Genomic DNA, 23,228 nt, shown 5'->3' with positions numbered 1-23,228 from the left:
TTATTTTCCTGTTGACCCAAAGCCACCAGTACGCACGCCATCTGCTTCGTCACCGTCAGCAACCAAGAAAGGCATGAAAACACCTTGGACAATGCGTTCGCCAGCTTCAACCACAACTGTTTCATCTGTGATATTTTTCATTTGCGCAAAGATATGACCTTCATTGGCTGGATTGCCATAGTAATCACCATCAATAACACCAACAGAATTAATCAAAACCAAACCTTTTTTACGTGGATTTGATGAACGGTCAAAGAGATAAAGCACTTCGCCAGCTTGCATGTAGGCTTTGACACCAGTTGGCACCAATTTGATTTCACCTGGTGCGATTTCTGTTGTGACAGCCGCTTTCAAATCATAACCAGCTGCATGCGCTGTTTCACGTTTTGGTAATAATGTTTCATCTGTGAATTGTGAAACCAATTCAAACCCTCTAATTTTACTCATTTTGTCTCCTTTTTTCTGTATTAAATCATCTTCATATTATAACATAAAAGCTATTCATCAAAAAAACTTTCCTTGCTTGGAAACAAAGAAAGTTTACTTATTACTATTTTTCCTTACACTATTTAATTCCGTAAATGGTAGGGCAAAAAATAGCAAAACCAATATTATTGCTAAAACAGCACTACCGTCAAAAAAGATTGTTGTCAAATGGCAGAGCTTTTCAACAATAGCAAAGCAAGCTGTTAGACTAAGTGTTAAAACAACCGAACTTGTCCGTAACAACGATAATGATTTTCCTTGATGATTATCTGGAGTAACAAGCATTCTTTCTGCTGAAAGCAAACCAAAACACGGTAAACCTGTTCCAAAAATAGCTCCTATCGCTAAACCAAACAATAGGAAATGCTCAACAGTTTGTGCATGACCAACAAGATAGGTAAAATACCCACTACAAGCAATTAAGAACATTGAAAGAATTTTTCTTACCGATACCTTAGCTAAATAAAGAATCTTATTAAGCACCGCACCACCTGCTACACTAAGCAGAATTCCGATACCAATGATATGAATATGAGTAAATCCCTTATCAATCTGTCCAATTCTAAAAATCAAAAGGCTCATGACAATCTGATTTTTCACCATAAAGAGAAGATTGGCAAGGTAAAGACCTACTTGTTTTAGCCTTACAATCACTTGCAATAATTCTCTTAACGCCAAAATAAAGCTTTCTTGTGTTTCAGAAAGAGGCTGTTTTTCCTTCGTTTCCTTTGGTAAATGAAAAATAAATATAGCACTAAAAAGGTAACAAATGCTAACGATAATAAAATAAGTGTTAATTTTGAGAAAAGAAATTGTCAAAAAGACAAAAAGATAGCCAACAATAGCAAAGGCTGAATCAACAATATTAATGCTCTGTAAAACCGAAACGGATTTTTCTTTAGTTGTGATAAGGCTGAGATAAACAGGTCTTGAAATCTCATCTAACTCTGAAACAACTATCGAAACCATGTCAATAATGACTATTGAAATCAGAAATAACGGAATTGAAACTTCAAAAAGAAAAATAGGAATGATAAATAGCGGTATCAAAACCAAGTCTGATAACAAAATCAACTTCCACGGCGATTTCTTATCAACAATATAACCTGTAAAAAATGCCATAAGCATGCTTAATGTCACGCTGATATTGCTAACTAAACTATTTAAAAATTGACTATCAACATAACGCTGAACAATAAATGATAGCGTTAACCCATAAACGCTACTAGCTACAATCCCAGCCGCTTCAGATAATAGAAAAAACGATGACCTAAACTTTTTCATAAATAGAACTCTTACCTCATATTTTTTTCAAAAATCTCCCAATACCACCATTTTAGCGACATCTTTTTGTTTAACTTTTCTAGCTAAACGTAATTCTTTATAAAACTCTCCCAACTTTACTTTCGATTCTAACTCCAAATACAACACCCTCTTTCCCATTATTCTCACTTTTTAATCTTATTTACCCCCTATTTTATCACGGTTTAACATAGTTTTAAAATATAAATATATATTTTTTAAAGTTATTTATCGTCAACAAAAAAGCAGGACTAGCTTGAAACTAATTCTGCTTTTCTTGTATTAAATTTCTTTTCCTTCAAAGGTAAAGCGAATGTGTGGGAATTCTTTTTCGCCGTCTTTTCCTACCATGAATTCCTTAGCCTCTTTTTTGATTTGATTTAAATCAACGCCCTGCATTTTTGCCGCAAAAACACAGCCACAATAACATTGGCGGTAAATGTCATACTCTTCACACATTTCAACAGAACGGCGGTAGCCATTATTTTTCTTGAAATCACTTGGCAAATACTTGGTTGCATAAACCTTTTGAACCTCAATACCGACACTGTTAATGACTTGGGAATTTTTGTGCGGGCTGATTGTCAAAGCACTAGCAAAATAGTCATAGCCAAGCTCAACTGCTTTTTGCGCAGCCTTGTCCAAACGATAATCAAAACAAGCCGTACAACGTTCGCCACCTTCAGGTTCGTCTTCTAAGCCATGAACCTTTTGAAAATATTCAGATGGGTCATAAGGTGCTTCGATGAAATCAACCTTATTTCCTGTTTTTTCATTAAATTCTGAGATAAATTTTTGCACCACATAAGCACGGCGAAGATACTCATCCTTTGGATGAATATTAGAATTCGCAAAATAAACCGTCACATCAGCGTATTGCGTCAAATATTCTAATGTATAAGTTGAACACGGCGCACAGCAAACGTGAACAAGAATTTTGGGTCTTACTTCTTCTTGCGCCCAACGCTTTGTCATTTGTTGCATGACACGGTCATAGTTGATTTTTTGATTGGGATTCATTCGTGATAAAATCTCTTCTAAATCAATCACAAAAATAGTCTTCCTTTCCAGTACTGATGAGGTCACCCCATTATACCATAAGTTATTTTTCAAAAAAATGACAATTATCACCTGTTTTTTATAAACAAAGACAAACATAGCCGTCTTATGATATAATGGAGATTGTAATCTTGCTCGTTTAAGAGAGGAGTAAAAATGACAAGACAAAAAGTTGCTGTCTTAGGGCCTGGTTCTTGGGGAACCGCTCTTGCACAAGTATTAAACGACAATGGACATGAAGTTTGTCTATGGGGAAATATCCCAGAACAAATCGAAGAATTAAATACGAAACATACTAACACTCGCTACTTCAAAGACATCACAATCTCTGAAGATATCAAAGCGACACTTGACTTGAAAGAAGCACTTACAGACGTTGATGCTATCTTATTTGTTGTCCCAACAAAAGTAACACGTTTGGTTGCCAAACAAGTCGCTGAAACACTTGATCACAAAGCTGTTATCATGCACGCTTCTAAAGGTCTTGAACCTGGAACACACGAACGTCTTTCAACAATTCTTGAGGAAGAAATTCCTGCCGAATTGCGCTCTGAAATCGTCGTTGTCTCTGGACCAAGCCATGCTGAAGAAACAATTGTTCGAGACATTACCTTGATCACTGCCGCTTCTAAAGATCACGAAGCTGCTAAATACGTTCAAAAACTCTTTAGCAACAATTACTTCCGCCTTTACACTAATACTGATGTTATTGGTGTGGAAACAGCTGGTGCACTTAAAAACATCATAGCTGTTGGTGCCGGTGCACTTCACGGTCTTGGTTTCGGTGACAATGCTAAAGCAGCCGTTATCACACGTGGACTTGCTGAAATCACACGTCTCGGGGTTAAATTGGGAGCTAACCCACTTACTTACAGTGGTCTTTCTGGTGTTGGTGACCTTATCGTAACAGGAACATCTGTTCACTCTCGTAACTGGCGAGCTGGTGATGCTCTTGGTCGCGGTGAAAAACTCGAAGACATCGAGAAAAATATGGGAATGGTTATCGAAGGGATTTCAACAACTAAAGTTGCCTATGAGTTAGCTAAAGAATTGGATGTCTACATGCCAATCACAACTGCTATCTACAAAGTCATCTACGAAGGTGCTGATGTTCGTGATAGCATTCTTGGCATGATGTCAAATGACTTCCGTTCAGAAAACGAATGGCACTAAAATTAGAATTATAGTATAATTTAATTCAGCATAGTTTATTTATGAAAAGGAGTTCTCGTATGAATATGAGAAAAGTTAGAAAAGCCGTTATTCCCGCAGCTGGTCTTGGAACTCGTTTCTTGCCAGCTACAAAAGCACTCGCTAAAGAGATGCTTCCAATTGTTGATAAACCAACAATCCAATTTATCGTCGAAGAAGCCTTAAAATCAGGTATTGAAGATATCTTGGTTGTTACTGGTAAATCAAAACGTTCTATCGAAGACCACTTTGACTCAAACTTCGAATTAGAATACAATTTGGAACACAAAGGAAAAACTGATCTTCTTAAACTCGTTAATGACACTACAGCCATTAATCTTCACTTCATCCGTCAAAGTCACCCTCGTGGACTTGGTGATGCTGTCCTTCAAGCTAAAGCTTTTGTAGGCAACGAACCATTTGTCGTTATGCTTGGTGATGACCTTATGGATATCAACAACGATAAAGCTGTACCACTTACAAAACAATTGATTAACGACTACGAAAACACACATGCATCAACAATCGCTGTTATGCCTGTGCCTCACGAAGAAGTTTCATCTTACGGCGTTATCGCACCTCAAGGCGAAGGAAAAGACGGTCTTTACAGTGTTGAAACATTTGTTGAAAAACCAGCACCTGAAGATGCACCTAGCGATCTTGCTATCATCGGTCGCTACCTTCTTACTCCAGAAATCTTCAATATTCTTGAAACACAAAAACCTGGAGCTGGTAATGAAATCCAATTGACAGATGCTATCGACACTTTGAACAAAACACAACGTGTTTTTGCACGTCAATTTAACGGAGATCGCTATGATGTCGGTGATAAATTCGGCTTCATGAAAACTTCTATTGACTATGCACTTCAACACCCACAAATCAAAGATAACATGAAACAATATCTTATCGATTTGGGTAAAAAATTGGAAGCTGACTCAACTAAAAAAGAATCTAAATAATATGCTATAACATAAAAAAGTTCCTCTAGACAATGTCTAGAGGAACTTTTTGTTATGACTTTAATGCAAAGCCATGGCAATCAAGACTAGACTTAAACCAACGTAAGCCGCTGCTGCCAACCAACGTTGCCATGGTTTAAACATACCTTTCTCCACAAGCGTTGGTAAAAAGATGGCACATAAGACACCCCCGACAAGACCACCAATATGACCAGCAATCCCAATACTTGGAGTAAATAAATTAAAAATCAAATTCACAATAATCAAAGCTTGATAATTTCTACCAAGTTCTTTCAAATAAGGATTTCTTCCAAAATACCCAGCGACCATAATCGCTGCAAAAACGCCAAAAAGCGATGTTGAGGCACCTGCAGCAATCACGTTTGGCGTAAAGAAAAGTGTAAAGATATTCCCAACAATTCCTGATAAAACATACAAAGCTAAAAACTTGTGATGTCCCCAAATCTGCTCTGCTATTTGACCAACAAAATATAGCGTTAAAGCATTGAAAAAGAAATGTTCCCAACCGATGTGAACAAATATCGGTGTCACCAAGCGCCACAATTGACTTGGAAATAAACTAACGTAGGCACCATACATCCCACCAGTATTAAAAATGGCTTGATTAGATGTGGCATTTCCAAAATAAATCACCTGCATGGCTATAAAAACCAAAGTCGTTAAAGCCAGCAAAAAGATCGTCACTGGACTTTCTTTAATAACATTTTTCATCGACTAAATACCTCCATAACAGCGACATCATGACTATCTGGCTGAAACTCCGCTTTCTGACACTCATAAATCGTACTAATTGTTTTGCCTTTATAATCTGCTAAATACCTGTCATAATAGCCAGCACCATATCCAATTCGAAAACCATCTTGGTTAAAACCAACACCTGGCACATGAATCAAATCAATTTCTGACTTATCCACAGCTTTGTCACAAGCAGGTTCCCACAAGCCAAATGATGTTTTCACCAACTTATCCACATCATAGAGACAAAAAATCATTTTGCCGTGTGGGTAAGTCTTTGGAACTAAAATGGTTTTGCCATCTTTTTGAGCTTGTTTAATCAACAATTCGGTATTGTACTCAAAATCAAAAGCTAAATAAGTGGCAATAGTGTCCGCTTTTTGATAAGCAGAAGATGCTAGCAACTCATCTAATAAAGCCTTATCTTTCAAGGCTTTTTCTGTTCTATCTTGATGTTTTAAATGAGCAATGATGCTCTTTCGTAAGGCTACTTTTTCCATGCTTTTATGATAACACAAAACCGAGATTTTACTCAGCAAAAACCTTAAAATTTACTTTAAGGTTTCTTTAAGGTTTCTCCGATATACTATATCTATCCTAAATAGCGGTTCTCCCAAACCGCTGGGAATTGGCTCTTTTGGAGTTATTCCCTTTTCATAAATCTCCTGGACATGATTGAAAAATCATGTCCTTCCCTTTTTAAGCCGCTAGCTCCCAATAGCGGCTTTTTTTATTTTTTAAATACAAAAAAAGTAGCAAGACTAAAAACTTGCTACCTTTTTAATGACTTGCTTTTTCTTTCAAGAAAGCTGAAATTTCACTAACCGCAAACGAAAGAGCTGCTTCATTTGGACTCATCTTAGGATGGTGAAGAGCATAAGGTGTTTCAACACCCAACCAGAACATCACCCCTGGAATCTTATTTAACAAATAGCCAAAATCTTCTCCAGTCATAGCTGGCAAGCAGTCAATCAGATGAACAGCTTCGCGATTTCTGAAAAAGTCCATGGCCTCACGCGCCAATTCGGGATTATTTTCCACAGGGAGATAACCACCTTGTTTCAAATTAACCTCTACTTCCATTCCAAAGCTTGCTGCCACCCCTTTTGCAATCTCAGTCACTCGTTTTTGAATCAAGAGGCTCATGTCTTGTGTCAAGGTACGAATGGTTCCATGCAGCTGCGCTGTTTCGGCAATGACATTATTAGTTGTCCCCGAGTGGAAAGAACCAAATGTGACGACACCACCTTGAATCGGGTCTACATTTCGGCTGACAATTGTCTGCACCTGTGTGACAAAATAGGACGCCGCAACCAAGGCATCGTTAGCTTCATGTGGAAAAGCAGCGTGACCACCTTTTCCTTTAAAAGTGATTAAGACCTCACAAGTCCCCGCAAATAGAGTTGAGGTATTTGTCGCGATAGTCCCAACCTTAAAATCAGGTCGCACATGCAAACCATAAAATTCATCTGGCTTCCAATCCCCAAAGGCATTATCCTGATACATGAGCATACCACCTGCTTCATTTTCTTCGGCGGGTTGAAAAAGAAAGAGTAGGTTATTCTTTGGTTGTGTTTGCACTAGCTCATTTAACAAACCAAGAGCTACTGTCATGTGCATATCATGTCCACACGCATGCATGCGACCCTCATGTTGGCTGGCAAAAGGAAGACCTGTTTCCTCAACAACAGGAAGGGCATCTATATCCGTACGCCAACCAATTGTTTTTTGAGGAGCAGAACCTTTTAAAAAGACTAAAATCCCAGTTCGCCAAGTTCGTTGTTCCACAAAGTCTTTTCCCACTGTGATTTCTGCGATACGCTCCAAAAGATAAGCTTGCGTCTTAAACTCTTCCAAACCAATCTCTGGAATCTGATGCAAATCACGACGAATTTTAATTAAATCTAAAGTCATATATTTTCCTTAATTTGTGAAAAGCTTGAGAAAACTCCCAAGCCTTTGAATCTCTTATTACAAATTGCGCAAAGCGTCTTCGAGTGCTGTTTTTTGTTGTGTTTTAGCATCAATTTCTTTGATGATACGAGCGGGAACGCCAGCCACAACAACATTTTCTGGAACATCTTTGGTAACAATAGCTCCCGCTGCTACGACAGAACCATTACCAACTTGGACACCTTCGATGACAACGGCATTAGCACCAACAAGGACATTATCCCCAATGCGCACTGGCTCTGCTGAAGCTGGTTCAATCACACCAGCAAGGACAGCTCCTGCACCGATATGGCTGTTTTTACCAACAATAGCACGTCCACCAAGAACAGCCCCCATATCAATCATCGTACCTGCACCAATTTCAGCACCAATGTTAATAACCGCACCCATCATGACAACCGCATTATCATCGATAGTCACTTGGTCACGAATAATGGCACCTGGTTCGATACGAGCGTTAATATGGCGTTTATCAAGCAATGGCACAGCTGAATTGCGACCGTCTTGTTCAACAACATAATCTTTATTTTCAGTCAAGTTTGCCAAAAGCGGCTCAATATCTTTCCAGTCACCAAAAAGCACGTTGCCAAGCTTAATGACACTTTCTGGAACAGCTGCAGCCAATTCACCTTCAAATGTCACCTTAACATTTGTCTTTTTCTCCGCATTCCCAATAAAAGCAATAATCTCTTGAGCCGTCATTTTTTGTGCAGTCATATTTAAGATACCAAGAGCGTTTCAAAGACCTAGGAGAATCCTGATACCAAGACTTTCCAAGCCAAACACCCTACTCCTTCCAATTCAAAATTAGTTAATTGTATACTATTATATCAAATATTCAGAAAATTTGGAAAGAAATTTCTTTGATTTTTCACCAATTTGATTAGTAGACTGCCAACCACACAAAAAAAGCCTCCTTTCGGAAGCTTTTTTTATCTGTGTATTGATGAATTAAAGACGTGCGTTCAACTCAGCTGACAAGTCTTCAAATCCTGGTTTACCAAGAAGAGCAAACATGTTTTTCTTGTATGCTTCTACACCTGGTTGGTTGAATGGGTTAACAGCGTTAAGGTAACCTGAAAGACCGATAGCCAACTCGAAGAAGTAGATTGTGTAACCAAGAGTGAATTCATCTTGTTGAGGAAGTGTCAAGAACATGTTAGGTACTCCACCGTCAGTGTGAGCAAGAAGTACACCATCAGTTGCTTTTTTGTTTACAAAGTCAACGTCTTTACCTTGAAGGTATCCAAGACCATCAAGATCTTCTGACAATTCAGGGATAACAACGTTTTTACGTGGTTTATCAACACGAACAACTGTTTCAAAGATGTTACGGTAACCTTCTTGGATGAATTGTCCAAGTGAGTGAAGGTCTGTTGAGAAGTTAGCAGATGTTGGGTAGATACCTTTTTGGTGTTTACCTTCTGATTCACCAGCCAATTGTTTCCACCATTCACCGAAGTATTGAAGTGATGGTTCGTAGTTAGCCAAGATTTCAGTGATGTAACCTTTACGGTAAAGTACGTTACGAACTGCAGCGTATTGGTAAGCGATGTTTTCTGAGATTTCAGCAGAAGTCAATTCTTTACGAGCAGCGTTAGCACCGTTCATAAGAGCTTCGATATCGATACCAGCAGCAGCGATTGGAAGAAGACCTACAGCAGTCAATACTGAGAAACGTCCACCAACGTTATCTGGAACAACAAATGTTTCCCAATCGTTAGCAACTGCTTCAACTTTAACAGCACCTTTAGCTTTATCAGTTGTAGCGTAGATACGTTTGTTAGCTTCTTCTTGACCGTATTTTTCAACTAGAAGTTCTTTGAAGACACGGAAAGCGATAGCTGGTTCAGTTGTAGTACCTGATTTAGAGATAATGTTAACTGAGAAATCTTTGTCTTTAACGTATTCAACAAGGTCTGCAAGGTAAGTTGAAGAAATTGAGTTACCAGCGTAAAGGATTTGTGGACCTTTACGATCTGCAGATGCTTGAAGGTTGTAGAAGTGATTGCTCAAGAAATCGATAGCAGCACGTGCTCCAAGGTAAGAACCACCGATACCGATAACGACAAGAACTTCGCTGTCTGATTGGATTTTAGCAGCAGCTTTTTGGATACGAGCAAATTCTTCTTTGTCGTAGTTTTCTGGAAGGTCTACCCAACCAAGGAAATCAGAACCAGGTCCAGTACCTTTACGCAAATATTCGTCAGCAACGTTGACTTGTGTTTGCATGAAGTCGATTTCTTCTTGTTCGACGAATTGACCCAACAATTTTGAATAGTCAAATTTAATATGTGTCATTACAATACTCCTCAAAAAATTAAATTTCTCTTCTATATTACTCTTTTATGCACTTTTTTTCAATCATTTTTACTAAATAATCCTATAAAATAAAGCGTTTCACGGACTTTTTCTAACTTGCTGAAAACTTTCATGAAACAATCATTCAAACATGAAAAACTCCGCTTTTTTTGCATGATTTCAAGCATTTTAAAGAATAAAAAAGAGCACACACCTACAATCGCTTAGGGCTGCTGGATTCCTCCCCTGACCCGCTTCACGCGCAGATGTTGCTCCGAAGAATATTATATCATAAATTTTTGATTATGCAAATTAGCACTGCTCTTTAGCTTGCTTCTTGGCTGCTTTTTTCTTCTCACGATTTTTTCGGAAAAAGTCCTGCATGATGCCAGCACATTCAGCCTCAAGAATGCCCGTTTCAACCTCAACACGGTGGTTGAGACGAACATCTGTCAGAATATCGTAAAGGCTGCCAGCACCGCCAAATTTTTGATTAGCCGCCCCATAAATCACTTGTGGAATGCGGGCAAGCCCAATAGCTCCGCTGCACATCACACAAGGTTCAATGGTGACAAACAAAGTACTCTCGAGCAAACGCCAATTGCCTTCGTTCTCATTGGCTTCGTTGATAGCCATAATTTCAGCATGTAAGATTGCTTTTTGCTGTTCTTCGCGCGCGTTGTGCCCGCGTCCAATGATTTTGCCATCCTTAACAATGACACAACCAATAGGAATCTCGTCTTTTTCTAGTGACTTCTTAGCCTCATTCAGCGCTTCGCGCATGAAATACTCTTTTTCTTCCTGCGTAAATTCAGCCATTAGAGCTCCCCGATTTGCCAAGATTTGTGTGGCTCAGCCAAGTCAACTGGCACACCGTCAGCAAAACTTTGTGCTTCTTCTTTAAGCACTTGAAGGTGATTTTTAGCATCAACACCTTGTGGTGGCACTGGTGGTGTGTGTGTCAAGACAAGTGATTTCACACCTGCAGCTTTAGCAATCTCTCCTGCTTCTTTCGTTGTTAAGTGAGCTGGATGATTTTCATTCCCTGCATAAAGGTAAACATCTGCCAAAAAGAGATCTGCGCCTGCGGCAAATTTTTCCAATTCAGCAAAATAGCCCGTGTCACCAGTAAATACTAGCGATTGACCAGTTGCACGTTCGACAATACGAAAGGCATAGCAAGGAACTGGGTGGACCGTTTTGATAAAAGTAATATCAAATGGGCCAATTTTTTCAACACCAGTGACATCATAAGCTCTCCCTTCAGACACACCAGGCAAAGTCAATTTAGCAAACTCAACTTCGTCTTCATTGTGACCGTAAATCGGCAAAACTTTTGGTGTCCAAAGGTATTTTGGATAAAGTTGGAAATAATGGCGAAGTACACCAAGATCAGCAATATGATCAGGGTGATAATGTGAAATAATCACCGCATCCAAATCAAGTGGGCTGATTTCTTTTTCTAATTCTGTGACGGCACGGCTTCCACAATCCATAAGCAATTGAAAACCGTCCTCACTCGTAACGAGATAAGAGGTCGTGCCGCCGTCTTTATATGGGTAAGCTCCCCAGCAACCAAGTGTTGTGAGTTTCATCGTAGAATCCTCCTCTAGTAATGCTTACTCACATTATAACAGAAATAGACGCTTTTTTAAAAAGACTGTTCTCTTATGCCAAGCCTAATTTATCTTTAAATTTATAAGCAATAGTACTAGCAACCACAGCTTTAATCGTATCCCCAGGAATAAAAGCAAGATTTGATAATAATGAGGTCATCAAAGGCATGTGCATATAAACTGACAAATAAATGGCCCCTAACAAATCAACAAACAAAACTCCGCCTACTAAAATCGCGATCACATTTCCAATAAACGATGACGTTTTAAAAGCTTTCAAAATCAAACTGACTAGCATTGGTACAAAAAACCAAGCCACCACATAACCAGCCGTCGGACCAGCTAAAACCGCAAAAAATGTACTCCCAGAAAAAGCTGGCAAAAACATCCCTAATAAGTAAAATAAGAGAATTGATAAACTTCCCTTCTTCCAGCCTAATAAAACACCAGCTAACATGACTCCCAAATTCTGCAAAACAATTGGAACAGGAATAAATCCCAGTGGAATGGCTGGAATGAATCCTAAAATAACCAAAATAGTTGCCATCATAGCAATGTAAAGTAAATCCCTGACGTTTTTCATAACCTACTCCTTTGAAAAATAAATAGTCTCATGTAACTGACACTTTGGATTAAAGGCATGGTGACAATAAGGACAAAATCCCTTTTTATACTCCGTAAAAGTTAACGTATGACGACAACTGCTGCAAAGCACTGGTGCATCATCATCTACCGAAACAGGCTCAAAAGGATGATCTCGCAACTGATCATGACACTGATAACAAGCAAAATATTCCTGACACTTGCTACATTTCAAAGCAACAACATCACATGCTGTATGATAGTGTCGACACCTTCCCTCACTATCAAGATCAACTCCATAAATCACCATTATCACCAACCTTTTAACAAAGTTTACTACTTCATTTTATTTTAGTCAACTACTTTTTGTATATAGGTTAACACTTTTTTGAGGTTCAAGTAAAAAAGCCTGAAACAATCGTTTCAAGCTTTATAATATATTAGAAATTACGGTCACTCTTATTATAGCCATAACGTTCAAAGAAATCTTCACGGAATTCCAAAAGATTGTCATCCATAATAGCTTGACGAACTTTTTTCATCAAGTTCACAAGGAAGTAAAGGTTATGGTAACTTGTCAAACGAAGACCAAATGTTTCATCAGCTTTAAGAAGATGACGAATATAAGCACGTGTGTAGTTGCGACATGTGTAGCAATCACAATCATGATCAAGTGGTGTAAAGTCTTCTGCGTAAGCTGCATTTTTAACAACCAAACGACCTTCACTTGTCATACATGTTCCATTACGAGCGATACGTGTTGGAAGCACGCAGTCAAACATGTCGACACCGCGGATAACACCATCAATCAAGCTATCTGGTGCACCAACCCCCATAAGGTAACGTGGCTTGTTTTCTGGCAACATTGGCACTGTGAAGTCAAGCACAGCATTCATTTCTTTGTGTGATTCCCCAACAGCTAATCCACCGATTGAGTAACCTGGGAAATCCATACTTACCAAATCATTAGCTGATTGACGACGAAGGTCTTTGAAACCAGCTCCTTGAACGATACCAAAAAGTCCTTGGTCGTGCGGACGACGGTGAGCTTTCAAACCACGTTCAGCCCAGCGGCTTGTACGTTCGATTGATTTTTTAACGTAATCGTATGGTTGATAGAATTGTGGGCATTCGTCAAAACTCATCATGATATCTGAACCCAAGTTATTTTGGATTGAGATAGCTTTTTCTGGTGACAAGAACATTTTTTGACCATTGAGGTGGTTTTTAAAGGTAACCCCTTCTTCGGTAATATTACGTGTCTCAGCTAATGAATACACTTGGAAACCACCACTATCTGTCAAAATAGCTTGGTCCCAATTCATGAATTTGTGAAGACCACCGGCACGAGCGATTAGCTCATCACCTGGACGCAACCACAGGTGATAAGTGTTTGATAGGATAATTCCTGAGCCCATTTCTTTGAGTTCTTCTGGTGATTGTGTTTTAACCGTTGCTTGTGTTCCAACAGGCATGAACATTGGTGTTGGGAAAGTCCCGTGTGGTGTGATAATTTCACCCAAACGAGCTCCAGTGTGTTTTTCTTTCTTAATTAAACGATATTTAATCGGATAATCTGTCATCTTTTTTCTCCTAGCTACCACAAAAAACAGTTGTGGGCATTTTTAATAGTGTCATGATTAGAAATAATCAGACTGAGAAAACCTCGGAAAAGCTTCCTAGATTCTTACAATACATTGCTTAAAAAGCGCAACCTTTACGATTTTACCAGAAATCACCTTTTTTGTCATGTTTACCTCTTTTCGTGTGACTTCTCTAATACAAGGTGCTATAATGAAAGCGTGGAAGTAATTACATTTTAGGAAACTTTTTAAGGAGGTCCATATTATGAAAGCTTCAGAAACTCGTCGCAAAGCTAGGGAATTTTTGAAAACTCTCTCTGGCAAGTATCAATTGTTTATCGTTCCTATCATTTTAGCTATCCTTGCTGTCTCAATCAGTTACAAGGAAACTTATACTTACAATGGTACTGAATTTAGCATTACTGAATCCGTTCCAGGAATCATCAGCATCTTGTTAGCATTGTTCCTTGCATCAGCAAGTTACGCTGTTCTTGATGTCATGCGTCATAAAGCCGACCATGTTGAAGTAGGCGACAATATGCGTGTCTTCTCCAATGAACTATTCGGTAAATACGTCATTACCGCTATTGTAAAATGGTTCTACATTTTCTTATGGTCATTGCTTGCATTTGTAGGTATGATTCTTCTTGTTGCAGGAGCTACAGCCGCTTCAAGCAAAGACAGTAATGTCGGACTCTTTGTTGCTTTACTTGGCTTTGTTCTTATGATTGCTGGTTTTGTTCTTTCAATCATCAAACAATACTCATATGCCATGACTACATTTGTTCTTTACGATGCTGTTGCCAACGGTACTTACGATGGTCCTAACAGCGTTATCTCTAAGAGTAAAGAATTGATGAATGGCAACAAATGGCGCTATTTCTGCTTACAATTTAGCTTCATCGGTTGGTATATCTTGACTGGCCTAACATGTGGCTTGCTTCATTTCTATACACTTCCATACACTACAACTGCTACACTTTACTTCTATGAAGATTTGCTAGATAAAGCAGAATAATAAATGATTAACAAGCAAAAAATCTCCAGTAATACTGGGGATTTTTTATGATTAAAAAGAGAGCTTAGAAATTTTCCCAAACTCTTTATTTATTATCTTCTCGGTAAGCCATGAAAGGTTCGCCGGCTGCTTTGAGCTTTTCTTGGCATTTTGGACAAATTCCATAGGCTGTTAGCTGAACCTTGGTAATCATATAGCCTGTTTGTTCATAGGCTTCTTTTCCAATATCAATAGCATCAACATCCATAAAGTCTGCAATATCACCACAATATTTACAAACAATGTTGATATGCTGGTGTCCCATGAAATCGTAGTAAGTTGTTGGGTCGTTAGTCACTTTTAATTCAGCAACAAAACCTTCTTTAACCAAGACTTTCATGTTATTGTAAACCGTCGCCAAACTCATATTGGGATGTTCTGGCAAAAGGTCTTTATAAATCTTCTCAGCACTTGGGTGCTCATGGCTATTTATGATATAAGCGATAATGGCTTTACGAGTCTCCGTGATACGAATGTGCTTTCTTTTGAGATGCTCAATGACATTTTCATAGGCATCCAAAGGACGGTGATGGGTATGAATGTCCATTATGGCTCTCCTGTTCTATTTATTAAGGTCATTATAACATAGTTTATCTGTCAGCCATCCTGACATGCTCATTCATTTTATTATAAAAATCTGACGATTTCAAGTTTTCAGAGTAAAAGTTAACTATTTTTCTCAAAAAGGCTACTAATCTAGCATTTTTAGCCAATAAAAAATGAGAAAATTCATTTTGAAAGAATCTCCTCATTTTCACTGTTGTTTTCAAAAAACTTTTACAAGCCTTGGTATTCAATCTTAATACACTTGTTCATAACGATTTTATCACGTCCAGCGCCCTGCAATATATCTGCAGCTTCTTGACTTTCTAAGCCCAATTGCGCCCAGAAAACATCAGCATCCGTTTTGATAAAGTCTTTGGCAACTTCAGGGAGAAACTCACTGCGCCTAAAAACATCGACAATATCAATATGGACAGGAACATCTTGAAGCGAAGCATAGACAGTTTCACCAAGAACCTTTTGACCAGCAAGGCGAGGATTGACTGGAATAATGGTGTATCCTGCTTCCTGCATAATCTTTGAGACGCCATAAGCTGGGCTATTTTCACGATAAGACAAGCCAACAACTGCAATGGTTTTAGCATTTTTAAGATAAGATGCAATCACATCTTGGCTAGGGTTTTGAAATGATGTCATTTAGCTGCCTCCTTTTATTGGTTTTTTCTTAAGTATAGCAAATCATTGATTTTCTGCCTAGCAAAAAGGAAATGACTGTATCAGTCACTTCCTTTTCATTTTTTCTATTTTGCTTCGTACCATGTTTGGCCTGCGCTTTCGTCTGCTACTAGTGGGACTGAAAGTTCGATGGCTGATTCCATGGTTTCTTTGACTAATTTTTCAATAGCTTCTAGCTCGTCTTTTGGCACTTCAAGGATGATTTCATCGTGCACTTGTAGAAGCATTTTGGTCTTGAACCCACCATCAACAAGAGCTTTATCAAGGTTAATCATAGCGATTTTGAGAATATCAGCTGCGCTACCTTGAATTGGTGAGTTGATGGCTGTACGCTCTGCAAATTGACGTACGTTGAAATTGCGAGCATTGATATCTGGCAATTCGCGACGACGGTGGAAGAGCGTTTCAACATAGCCTTTATCTTTGGCATCACGCACCACGCGCTCCATGTAGTCTTTAATACCTGGGTAGCGTTCGAAGTAAGTCTCAATGTATTGTTTTGCCACTTTACGTGGAATACCCAGATTATTAGCAAGACCGTAATCAGAAATTCCGTAAACAATACCGAAGTTAACAGCTTTGGCGTTACGACGGTCATTTGGTGTGACGTCTTCAGCTTTTTCGATACCAAAGACACGCATAGCTGTTGAGGTATGAATATCTGCTCCTTCACGGAAAGCCGCAATCAAGTGTTCATCATTTGAAATATGAGCTAGCACGCGCAACTCAATTTGTGAGTAGTCAGAGCTCAAAAGCACTTCGTCTTCTGTTTCTGGGACAAATGCCTTACGAATTAAGCGACCTTGTTCCAAACGAACTGGAATGTTTTGCAAGTTAGGGTCAACACTAGACAAGCGACCTGTTTGTGTCAAATCTTGCAAATAACGCGTATGAATTTTGCCATCTTTCAAGATAAAATCTTGCAAACCAACGATGTAAGTTGATTGAAGTTTAGCGATTTGACGGTATTCCAAAATCTTAGACACGATTGGTGAGATTGGGGCCAAGCGTTCCAAGACATCTACTGCTGTTGAATAGCCTGTCTTAGTTTTCTTAGTGTAGCTTGTTGGCAATTGCATCTTGTCAAAAAGCAATTCTCCCAATTGTTTTGGTGAATTAATGTTAAATTCCATGCCAGCAAGGTCATAGATTTCTTGTGTCAACTCATCAATAACAGCTTGGTTGGCTTTTTCCATGTCTTGCAAGGTTTCTTTCTTAACTGAAATACCAGCGATTTCCATCTTAGCAAGAACGTTTGCAAGAGGTTGTTCCATATCAAAAAGAAGACTTGCTTGTTGATGCTCTGTCAACTTGTCTAGCATGGCTTTTTCAGAGTGGTTCAAAACGACAATCTTACGAGCCAAGTGGCTAAGAAGCACAGCTTTATCTGGCACCGCGCGTTTAGCCCCTTTACCATAAACTGCTTCATCACTGTCTAGGACATACTCTGTATATAGGCGAGCAATAGTTGATAGTTCATTGTCATCAACCGTTGAAAGAAGGTATTTAGCTAAACGGCTGTCAAAGGCTGGCGCAGGCAAATCAATTCCTAAATGACTGAGAAGCACTTTGCTGCGTTTGAAATCATAAGTCTTGATTGGTTTAGCTAGCGCTGCTTTGAACAAATCGTCCTTAAGCAACTCAAGGTTTGTTGAGGCATAGATTACCTTGTCATTTCCCCAAGCAAAACCAATGATGTTTTCAATATGATAATTATCACCTAAAATTTCAAAATAGAAAAATTGGTCATCGGTAAACATATCAGCGCTTAAGCTGTCCACTTCAGTGTAGGCAACGTCAAATTTTTCTTGTTTCTTAGTAGCACCAAGATTGTCTTTAAACTGTTTGAAGCCCATTTCATCATAAAATGGCACAAGTTTTTCTAAGTCTGGTCCGCTGTAATTAATATCATCTAAGCCAATCGCAATCGGCGCTGTGATGTTAATTGTCGCCAAGGTCTTAGATAAGAAAGCTTGCTCTTTATCATTAATCAAGTTTTCTTTCATCTTAGATTTCTTCATGCCGTCGATGTTTTCGTAAACACCTTCAAGGCTTCCGTATTCTAAGAGAAGTTTTAGACCTGTTTTTTCACCGACTTTGGTAACACCTGGGATATTATCAGATTTATCACCCATAAGGGCTTTAAGGTCGATGAATTGTTTTGGCGTAATGCCCATTTTTTCCATGAGGTAAGCTGGGGTGAATTCTTCAAACTCAGCCACACCTTTTTTAGAAATTTCAACGGTTGTGTTGTTATCAGCTAATTGGATAAGGTCTTTATCTCCACTGACAATGGTTACGTCGTATTCATCTTCATTTTCAGCCAATTTATCCAATGTTCCGATGATGTCATCAGCTTCATAGTTTTCCAATTCATACCACTTGATACCAAGCGCTGTTAACATTTCACGGATGTATGGCAATTGCTCACGGAATTCATCTGGTGTTTTAGCACGACCAGCTTTGTAGTCCTTGTACATTTCTGTACGGAAAGTCGTTTTTCCCGCATCAAAAGCTACCAAGACGTGCGTTGGCTGAATTCTTTCTAATAAATGATTGAGCATGAGGTGAAAACCGTAGATGGCATTAGTGTGCAGACCAGCACGGTTTTTAAAGCGATCAATCTGATTGTAAAGTGCAAAAAAGGCACGATAAGCAACGGATGACCCGTCAATTAATAATAATTTCTTCTTGTTTTCCATGGCTTTATTATACCACATCTTGAGCCTGCATTTGGCTCTTAAAGATGTTTCAAAAAGAAGAAAAAATTTCTCCTTAAGCTTACTTTAAGCCACTCTTCTTATACTATACTCATTCCTAAAACTTTCACAACTAGCTTTGCTAGTTTGACGTTCATCTAGAACTCCCAATTTAGATGAATGTATCTTTTTCATAATCTCCTTAAAGTCTAGCTCTGCTAGGCTTTTTGTATTAAAAAAGCATCCCAATCGTTAGATGGTCTGTCTAACTTTTGGAATGCAGATGATATTTATAAAACATTCAATAAGAGCATTAGAATCGGAATGACAACCATGGTCAAAATGGTCGATTCGGTTACCATAATGGCTGCATAGTCACTATCTGCTCCGTAAAGTTTAGCCACAACAGGTGCATTGGTCATGACTGGCATGGCTGATTGAATAATAAAGACTTCTTTCATCAATTGTGGCATTTGGGTGTGTTTGACAATGATTAACATCAAAAGTGGAGCAATCACGAAACGCCCGACTAAGACCAAGACATTATCCTTGGTAAATCGCAAACGTGACAGCCCTGCATTAGCCACCGAAATCCCAATGAAAATCATCGACAAAGGGATGGTCAAATTGCCCAAATATTGGAAATCACTCAGCAAGAAAGCTGGGAGTTTGATATTTAAAAGAACCAAAATCACCCCAATGATGAAGCCCATAAGTGGTGGTGAGAAGATTTTCTTCAAGGTTCCTCGCAAATCAAGCGTGACTTCTTTGCGACCATCTTTTTGAATCAAATAAGTCCCAATAGTCCAGAAAAATGTCGTGTTACACATGTAATAAACCAAGACATAAGGAATACTTTTATCCCCAAAAAGCGCTTGATTGATGGGAAGTCCCACAAAAATCGTATTAGAATTAAAAAACATAGAAACAAATAAGCCCTGATGCTTTTTATCAATCAAGAATAAATGAGCTACCGCTACAGCAATAGCTAATAAAATCACCATCGAAAGTGCTGGAAAACGCAATTGTGGCAGCATTTCAAGCAACTCTTTTGCCGTAAAACGCCCGACAATGGTTGAAATCATATAGCATGGTAATGCTACCTGTGTTACCAACTTGGCAATGAGATTCGGCGCTTTTTCGTCGAACCAACCTTTTTTGGTTAGCACATAACCGACTAATACCATGATAAGAATAATCAGAACACCCGAAAAACTACTCACAAACCTTGCCATTGCTTACTTCCTTTTCATCTTTTAGTTTCAGTATAGCATATTTTTAGCGCTTTCTTAACTACTTTTATTAATATTACCCCAGTCATTTAAAAAAGCTAGAAAAATAATAATTCTAGCTTTCTTATTCTTGATTAATCATCATTTTCCGAGTCGAACACTTGCTCAACGTGGTCATGAATATCTTCTTTTATTTCTTTTGTTTCAACGACAGATTCTTCACCCAACTGTTGGTATTCTACCTTGTCTTTCTTGGTAAATTTCTTGTCATCGTCATATTTTTTAGAAATCAAGGAAATCATGCGGCGGCGAAGGTGTTTTTCGTCCTGCACATTGCCTTTTTCACGAATCCAAGCTTGAAGCAAAACAACCAACATAATCAAGCCAATGTAACCAAGCACAGGATACATGATAGAAACCAGTTGTTTAAAACCAAGGAAGGACAAGGCATAACCAGTCACGACAAAGATAATCATGTAACGTTTAAACTGACCCTCACCTTTATTTTCAGAAAAGCGTTTAGCTAGAGCGTAATAAAGACTAAAGGCTGTGTTGAAAATAAGTCCAAATACGACAAGGGAATACGCAAAAGCAAACCAAGGGTGGATTTCATTGGCAAGTACCAACATTGGAATATCTGCTGAAGCAATCTTTCCAACATTGACAAACAAGACAAGTGAGGTAATCGCAATAATCAGACCGACAATCGCACCACCAAGTGTTCCCCCTTTTTCAGCAACGCCAATACGAATAATTGAACCACCAAGGACAAAAGCCATTGATACCCCGGTCATCACACAAATGGCGAAGTAATTAAGAACAGACACCCAAATATTTGGCATATTTGTCGGTAGAGTCTTAGCTACTGTATTTAACTGTTCAAAGTCAAAAGAATGTCCAATCAGACTATGACCAGCAATAATCAATACCATGATAATAACAATCGGCGTAAAAATCCCAATAATCTGAGTAATTTTCTCAAAATCAAGGAAACTTACAAAAATCACAAGGAGAACACAGATTAAAGCTCCTAACCAAGTGGGCAATCCAAATTGTTGATTAAGGTTAGAACCAGCTCCAGCAATCATAACAAAGCCGATGACATAACAAGAAACAATCAAAGCAATGTCTAATACACGATTGGTAAAAGGATGGGCAATCTTTGAAAGTACCTCTGAATGGTCATTCGAACGATAGTAACTTCCTAATGTCACGATAATACGTCCAAAGATAGCATTCAAAATCCCTAAAACAATAACGCCAATCATTCCCCAGATACCAAATCCGACAAAATATTGCATCAAATCCTGTCCCGAAGAAAGTCCAGCACCAACAATAATTCCGACATAAGCTAATGCAATTGATAAAATTCGTTTAACCATTTTTCCTCCTTTTTAAATCAGGCAACATTAATAGGTTAACAAAAACAGATTAAGACAAAATGACGATTGTAATCTCAGCATGACATTTGTTAAATTTCTGTGAAAATTTTCACGTTATTTACAACTCTTTTTCAAGCAAATGCCATTTAAAAAACAAGGGTATTTCTTACCTTCATTTTAGCACAAAACCCCGCCAGAAAGCTTCTGGCAGGGTTTGCTTTTATAAAGATTTTTTCAACTTAATTAAATATTTGCCCAAACTGATTCGAGAATGTTAGTTTGGTCACGGTCTGGTCCAACTGAGAATGTTGAAATGCGTACGCCAACAAGCTCACCAACACGGCGAACGTAGTTACGAGCATTTTCTGGAAGTTCATCAAGGCTACGGCAACCTGTGATGTCTTCTGACCAACCTGGCAATTCTTCATAGATTGGTTTACAACGTTTCAATTGTTCAAGACTTGCTGGATAGTGGTCGATACGTTGACCGTCAAGGTCGTATGCCACACAGATTTTAACAGTATCAAGTCCTGAAAGAACGTCGATTGAGTTAAGTGACAAGTTTGTGATACCTGATACGCGGCGGCTGTGACGCATAACAACTGAGTCAAACCACCCAACACGACGTGGACGTCCAGTTGTTGTACCATATTCGTGACCGATTTCACGGATACGATCTCCAACTTCATCTAGAAGTTCTGTTGGGAACGGACCGTCACCAACACGGCTTGTGTAAGCTTTACATACACCGACAACTTTATTGATCTTGCTTGGACCAACACCTGAACCGATTGTTACCCCACCAGCAACTGGGTTTGAAGAAGTAACAAATGGGTAAGTTCCTTGGTCGATATCAAGCATGACACCTTGTGCACCTTCGAAAAGAACACGTTTACCAGCGTCAAGAGCGTCGTTCAAGATAACTGATGTATCTGTAACGTAATCTTTGATTTGTTGACCATATTCATAATATTCTTCAAAGATATCTTCAAATTTGATTGGTTCGCATTCGTACATTTTTTCGAAAAGACGATTCTTTTCTTCCAAGTTCACGCGCAAACGTTCTGCAAAGATGTCTTTGTCCAAAAGGTCAGCAATTCGGATACCAACACGCGCTGCTTTATCCATGTAAGCAGGGCCGATACCTTTGTTTGTTGTCCCAATTTTGTTATCACCTTTAGAAGATTCTTGCAAACGGTCAAGTTTGATGTGATATGGCAAAATAACGTGTGCACGGTCTGAAATACGAAGACTGTCTGTCTTAATACCTTCATCGTGCAAGTATTTCAATTCAGTTACCAATGATTTTGGATTAACAACTACACCATTTCCGATAACTGAGATTTTCTCTGGGAAGAAAATACCTGATGGAATCAAATGCAATTTGAATTTTTTACCGTCGATAACGATAGTGTGTCCTGCATTATCTCCACCTTGATAACGTGCAATCACTTCAGCATCTTGTGACAAGAAGTCAGTGATTTTACCTTTACCTTCATCACCCCATTGGGTACCAACAACTACTACTGATGTCATATTCTGTTCGATATTGATACGAAATCACCTAGCGAGCAAATAAAAACGATACTAACTTATCCAGCCTGTCGTCTCCATCTCCAAGCTAAAATTCGTATCTTCGTCCTTTCTCTACAACTTGGCAGGAATCTCACCTGCGAGTTTGTCTTACAATTCATTATATGACTTTTCTGCTTTTTTTTCAATATTCCACGGTAAAATATTATTTTTTCCGAACTTTTTTTGAAAAAGGGGCTAAATATGACAGTTTTTCTAACATGGTCTCAATTTTCTAAATATTCTTAAACTTATT

Annotated in this window: 22 protein-coding genes and 1 other RNA gene; 3 read left to right on the top strand and 20 right to left on the bottom strand. The window is 38.6% G+C overall.

Annotated features, from left to right (window positions below; genetic code table 11):
• The 3 genes from E0E02_RS04700 to E0E02_RS04690 all read right to left on the bottom strand — a co-directional run bounded on the left by E0E02_RS04700 (window position 1) and on the right by E0E02_RS04690 (window position 2,838).
• Window positions 1–447: a dUTP diphosphatase gene (locus E0E02_RS04700; RefSeq protein ID WP_074480130.1), complete on the bottom strand. Its 447-nt coding sequence runs from the start codon at window positions 445–447 to the stop codon at window positions 1–3.
• A 93-nt stretch (window positions 448–540) separates the two neighbouring features.
• Window positions 541–1,770: an MFS transporter gene (locus tag E0E02_RS04695; protein ID WP_133017980.1), complete on the bottom strand. Its 1,230-nt coding sequence runs from the start codon at window positions 1,768–1,770 to the stop codon at window positions 541–543.
• Between the two features lie 300 nt (window positions 1,771–2,070).
• Window positions 2,071–2,838, bottom strand: a complete 768-nt coding sequence (locus tag E0E02_RS04690; RefSeq protein ID WP_133017979.1) for an epoxyqueuosine reductase QueH — start codon at window positions 2,836–2,838, stop codon at window positions 2,071–2,073.
• Window positions 2,839–3,003: 165 nt separating this feature from the next.
• Between E0E02_RS04690 and E0E02_RS04685 the strand changes: the two genes are divergently transcribed.
• A complete protein-coding gene (locus E0E02_RS04685; RefSeq protein WP_015695767.1) occupies window positions 3,004–4,020 on the top strand; it encodes an NAD(P)H-dependent glycerol-3-phosphate dehydrogenase in 1,017 nt (338 codons plus the stop codon).
• A gap of 65 nt (window positions 4,021–4,085) precedes the next feature.
• Window positions 4,086–5,000 (top strand): UTP--glucose-1-phosphate uridylyltransferase GalU, encoded by a 915-nt coding sequence (galU, locus tag E0E02_RS04680; protein WP_074561114.1) that lies wholly within the window; start codon window positions 4,086–4,088, stop codon window positions 4,998–5,000.
• A gap of 60 nt (window positions 5,001–5,060) precedes the next feature.
• Here galU and E0E02_RS04675 read toward each other — a convergent pair whose 3' ends face one another.
• The 11 genes from E0E02_RS04675 to tgt all read right to left on the bottom strand — a co-directional run bounded on the left by E0E02_RS04675 (window position 5,061) and on the right by tgt (window position 13,791).
• A complete protein-coding gene (locus tag E0E02_RS04675; protein ID WP_133017978.1) occupies window positions 5,061–5,732 on the bottom strand; it encodes a rhomboid family intramembrane serine protease in 672 nt (223 codons plus the stop codon).
• Window positions 5,729–6,256, bottom strand: a complete 528-nt coding sequence (locus tag E0E02_RS04670; protein ID WP_133017977.1) for a 5-formyltetrahydrofolate cyclo-ligase — start codon at window positions 6,254–6,256, stop codon at window positions 5,729–5,731. Before E0E02_RS04670 ends, E0E02_RS04675 begins: the two co-directional genes overlap by 4 nt.
• A gap of 280 nt (window positions 6,257–6,536) precedes the next feature.
• Window positions 6,537–7,670: an N-acetyldiaminopimelate deacetylase gene (locus tag E0E02_RS04665; protein WP_133017976.1), complete on the bottom strand. Its 1,134-nt coding sequence runs from the start codon at window positions 7,668–7,670 to the stop codon at window positions 6,537–6,539.
• Between the two features lie 57 nt (window positions 7,671–7,727).
• Window positions 7,728–8,426: a 2,3,4,5-tetrahydropyridine-2,6-dicarboxylate N-acetyltransferase gene (gene dapD, locus E0E02_RS04660; RefSeq protein ID WP_033153507.1), complete on the bottom strand. Its 699-nt coding sequence runs from the start codon at window positions 8,424–8,426 to the stop codon at window positions 7,728–7,730.
• Between the two features lie 234 nt (window positions 8,427–8,660).
• Window positions 8,661–10,010, bottom strand: coding sequence for a glucose-6-phosphate isomerase (locus E0E02_RS04655; RefSeq protein WP_074480136.1), 1,350 nt, complete (start codon window positions 10,008–10,010; stop codon window positions 8,661–8,663).
• Between the two features lie 195 nt (window positions 10,011–10,205).
• Window positions 10,206–10,291, bottom strand: an RNA gene (gene ffs, locus E0E02_RS04650) — signal recognition particle sRNA small type.
• A 31-nt stretch (window positions 10,292–10,322) separates the two neighbouring features.
• Entirely contained in the window at window positions 10,323–10,829 is a 507-nt protein-coding gene (gene tadA, locus E0E02_RS04645; protein ID WP_133017975.1) for a tRNA adenosine(34) deaminase TadA, read from the bottom strand.
• Window positions 10,829–11,605, bottom strand: a complete 777-nt coding sequence (locus E0E02_RS04640; protein ID WP_133017974.1) for an MBL fold metallo-hydrolase — start codon at window positions 11,603–11,605, stop codon at window positions 10,829–10,831. Before E0E02_RS04640 ends, tadA begins: the two co-directional genes overlap by 1 nt.
• Before the next feature lie 73 nt (window positions 11,606–11,678).
• Window positions 11,679–12,209: a biotin transporter BioY gene (locus E0E02_RS04635; RefSeq protein WP_133017973.1), complete on the bottom strand. Its 531-nt coding sequence runs from the start codon at window positions 12,207–12,209 to the stop codon at window positions 11,679–11,681.
• Between the two features lie 3 nt (window positions 12,210–12,212).
• On the bottom strand, window positions 12,213–12,524 hold the full coding sequence (locus E0E02_RS04630; protein WP_206282018.1) for a CHY zinc finger protein: 312 nt from the start codon (window positions 12,522–12,524) through the stop codon (window positions 12,213–12,215).
• A gap of 124 nt (window positions 12,525–12,648) precedes the next feature.
• Window positions 12,649–13,791, bottom strand: a complete 1,143-nt coding sequence (gene tgt, locus E0E02_RS04625) for a tRNA guanosine(34) transglycosylase Tgt (protein ID WP_074482369.1) — start codon at window positions 13,789–13,791, stop codon at window positions 12,649–12,651.
• Between the two features lie 265 nt (window positions 13,792–14,056).
• Between tgt and E0E02_RS04620 the strand changes: the two genes are divergently transcribed.
• The gene (locus tag E0E02_RS04620; protein WP_074564561.1) at window positions 14,057–14,809 is read left to right on the top strand and encodes a DUF975 family protein; all 753 of its coding nucleotides are present in this window, start codon (window positions 14,057–14,059) and stop codon (window positions 14,807–14,809) included.
• 85 nt (window positions 14,810–14,894) lie between these two features.
• Here the strand turns inward: E0E02_RS04620 and perR are convergent, their stop codons facing one another.
• The 6 genes from perR to E0E02_RS04590 all read right to left on the bottom strand — a co-directional run bounded on the left by perR (window position 14,895) and on the right by E0E02_RS04590 (window position 22,936).
• Window positions 14,895–15,395, bottom strand: a complete 501-nt coding sequence (gene perR, locus E0E02_RS04615) for a peroxide-responsive transcriptional repressor PerR (RefSeq protein ID WP_039696162.1) — start codon at window positions 15,393–15,395, stop codon at window positions 14,895–14,897.
• Between the two features lie 230 nt (window positions 15,396–15,625).
• A complete protein-coding gene (locus E0E02_RS04610) occupies window positions 15,626–16,048 on the bottom strand; it encodes a CoA-binding protein (protein ID WP_133017971.1) in 423 nt (140 codons plus the stop codon).
• Between the two features lie 104 nt (window positions 16,049–16,152).
• The gene (polA, locus tag E0E02_RS04605) at window positions 16,153–18,789 is read right to left on the bottom strand and encodes a DNA polymerase I (protein ID WP_133018014.1); all 2,637 of its coding nucleotides are present in this window, start codon (window positions 18,787–18,789) and stop codon (window positions 16,153–16,155) included.
• Between the two features lie 287 nt (window positions 18,790–19,076).
• On the bottom strand, window positions 19,077–20,021 hold the full coding sequence (locus E0E02_RS04600; protein ID WP_074564565.1) for an AEC family transporter: 945 nt from the start codon (window positions 20,019–20,021) through the stop codon (window positions 19,077–19,079).
• A gap of 131 nt (window positions 20,022–20,152) precedes the next feature.
• Window positions 20,153–21,400: a hypothetical protein gene (locus E0E02_RS04595; protein WP_133017970.1), complete on the bottom strand. Its 1,248-nt coding sequence runs from the start codon at window positions 21,398–21,400 to the stop codon at window positions 20,153–20,155.
• Between the two features lie 243 nt (window positions 21,401–21,643).
• Window positions 21,644–22,936: an adenylosuccinate synthase gene (locus E0E02_RS04590; RefSeq protein WP_074560988.1), complete on the bottom strand. Its 1,293-nt coding sequence runs from the start codon at window positions 22,934–22,936 to the stop codon at window positions 21,644–21,646.
• Window positions 22,937–23,228: the final 292 nt, after the last annotated feature.

It is taken from the genome of Streptococcus sp. KCJ4932 (assembly GCF_004352745.1).
Classification (GTDB): domain Bacteria; phylum Bacillota; class Bacilli; order Lactobacillales; family Streptococcaceae; genus Streptococcus; species Streptococcus ruminicola.
Note: the sequence above shows the minus strand (reverse complement) of the source record. Positions and strands in the feature narration are given on the sequence as shown.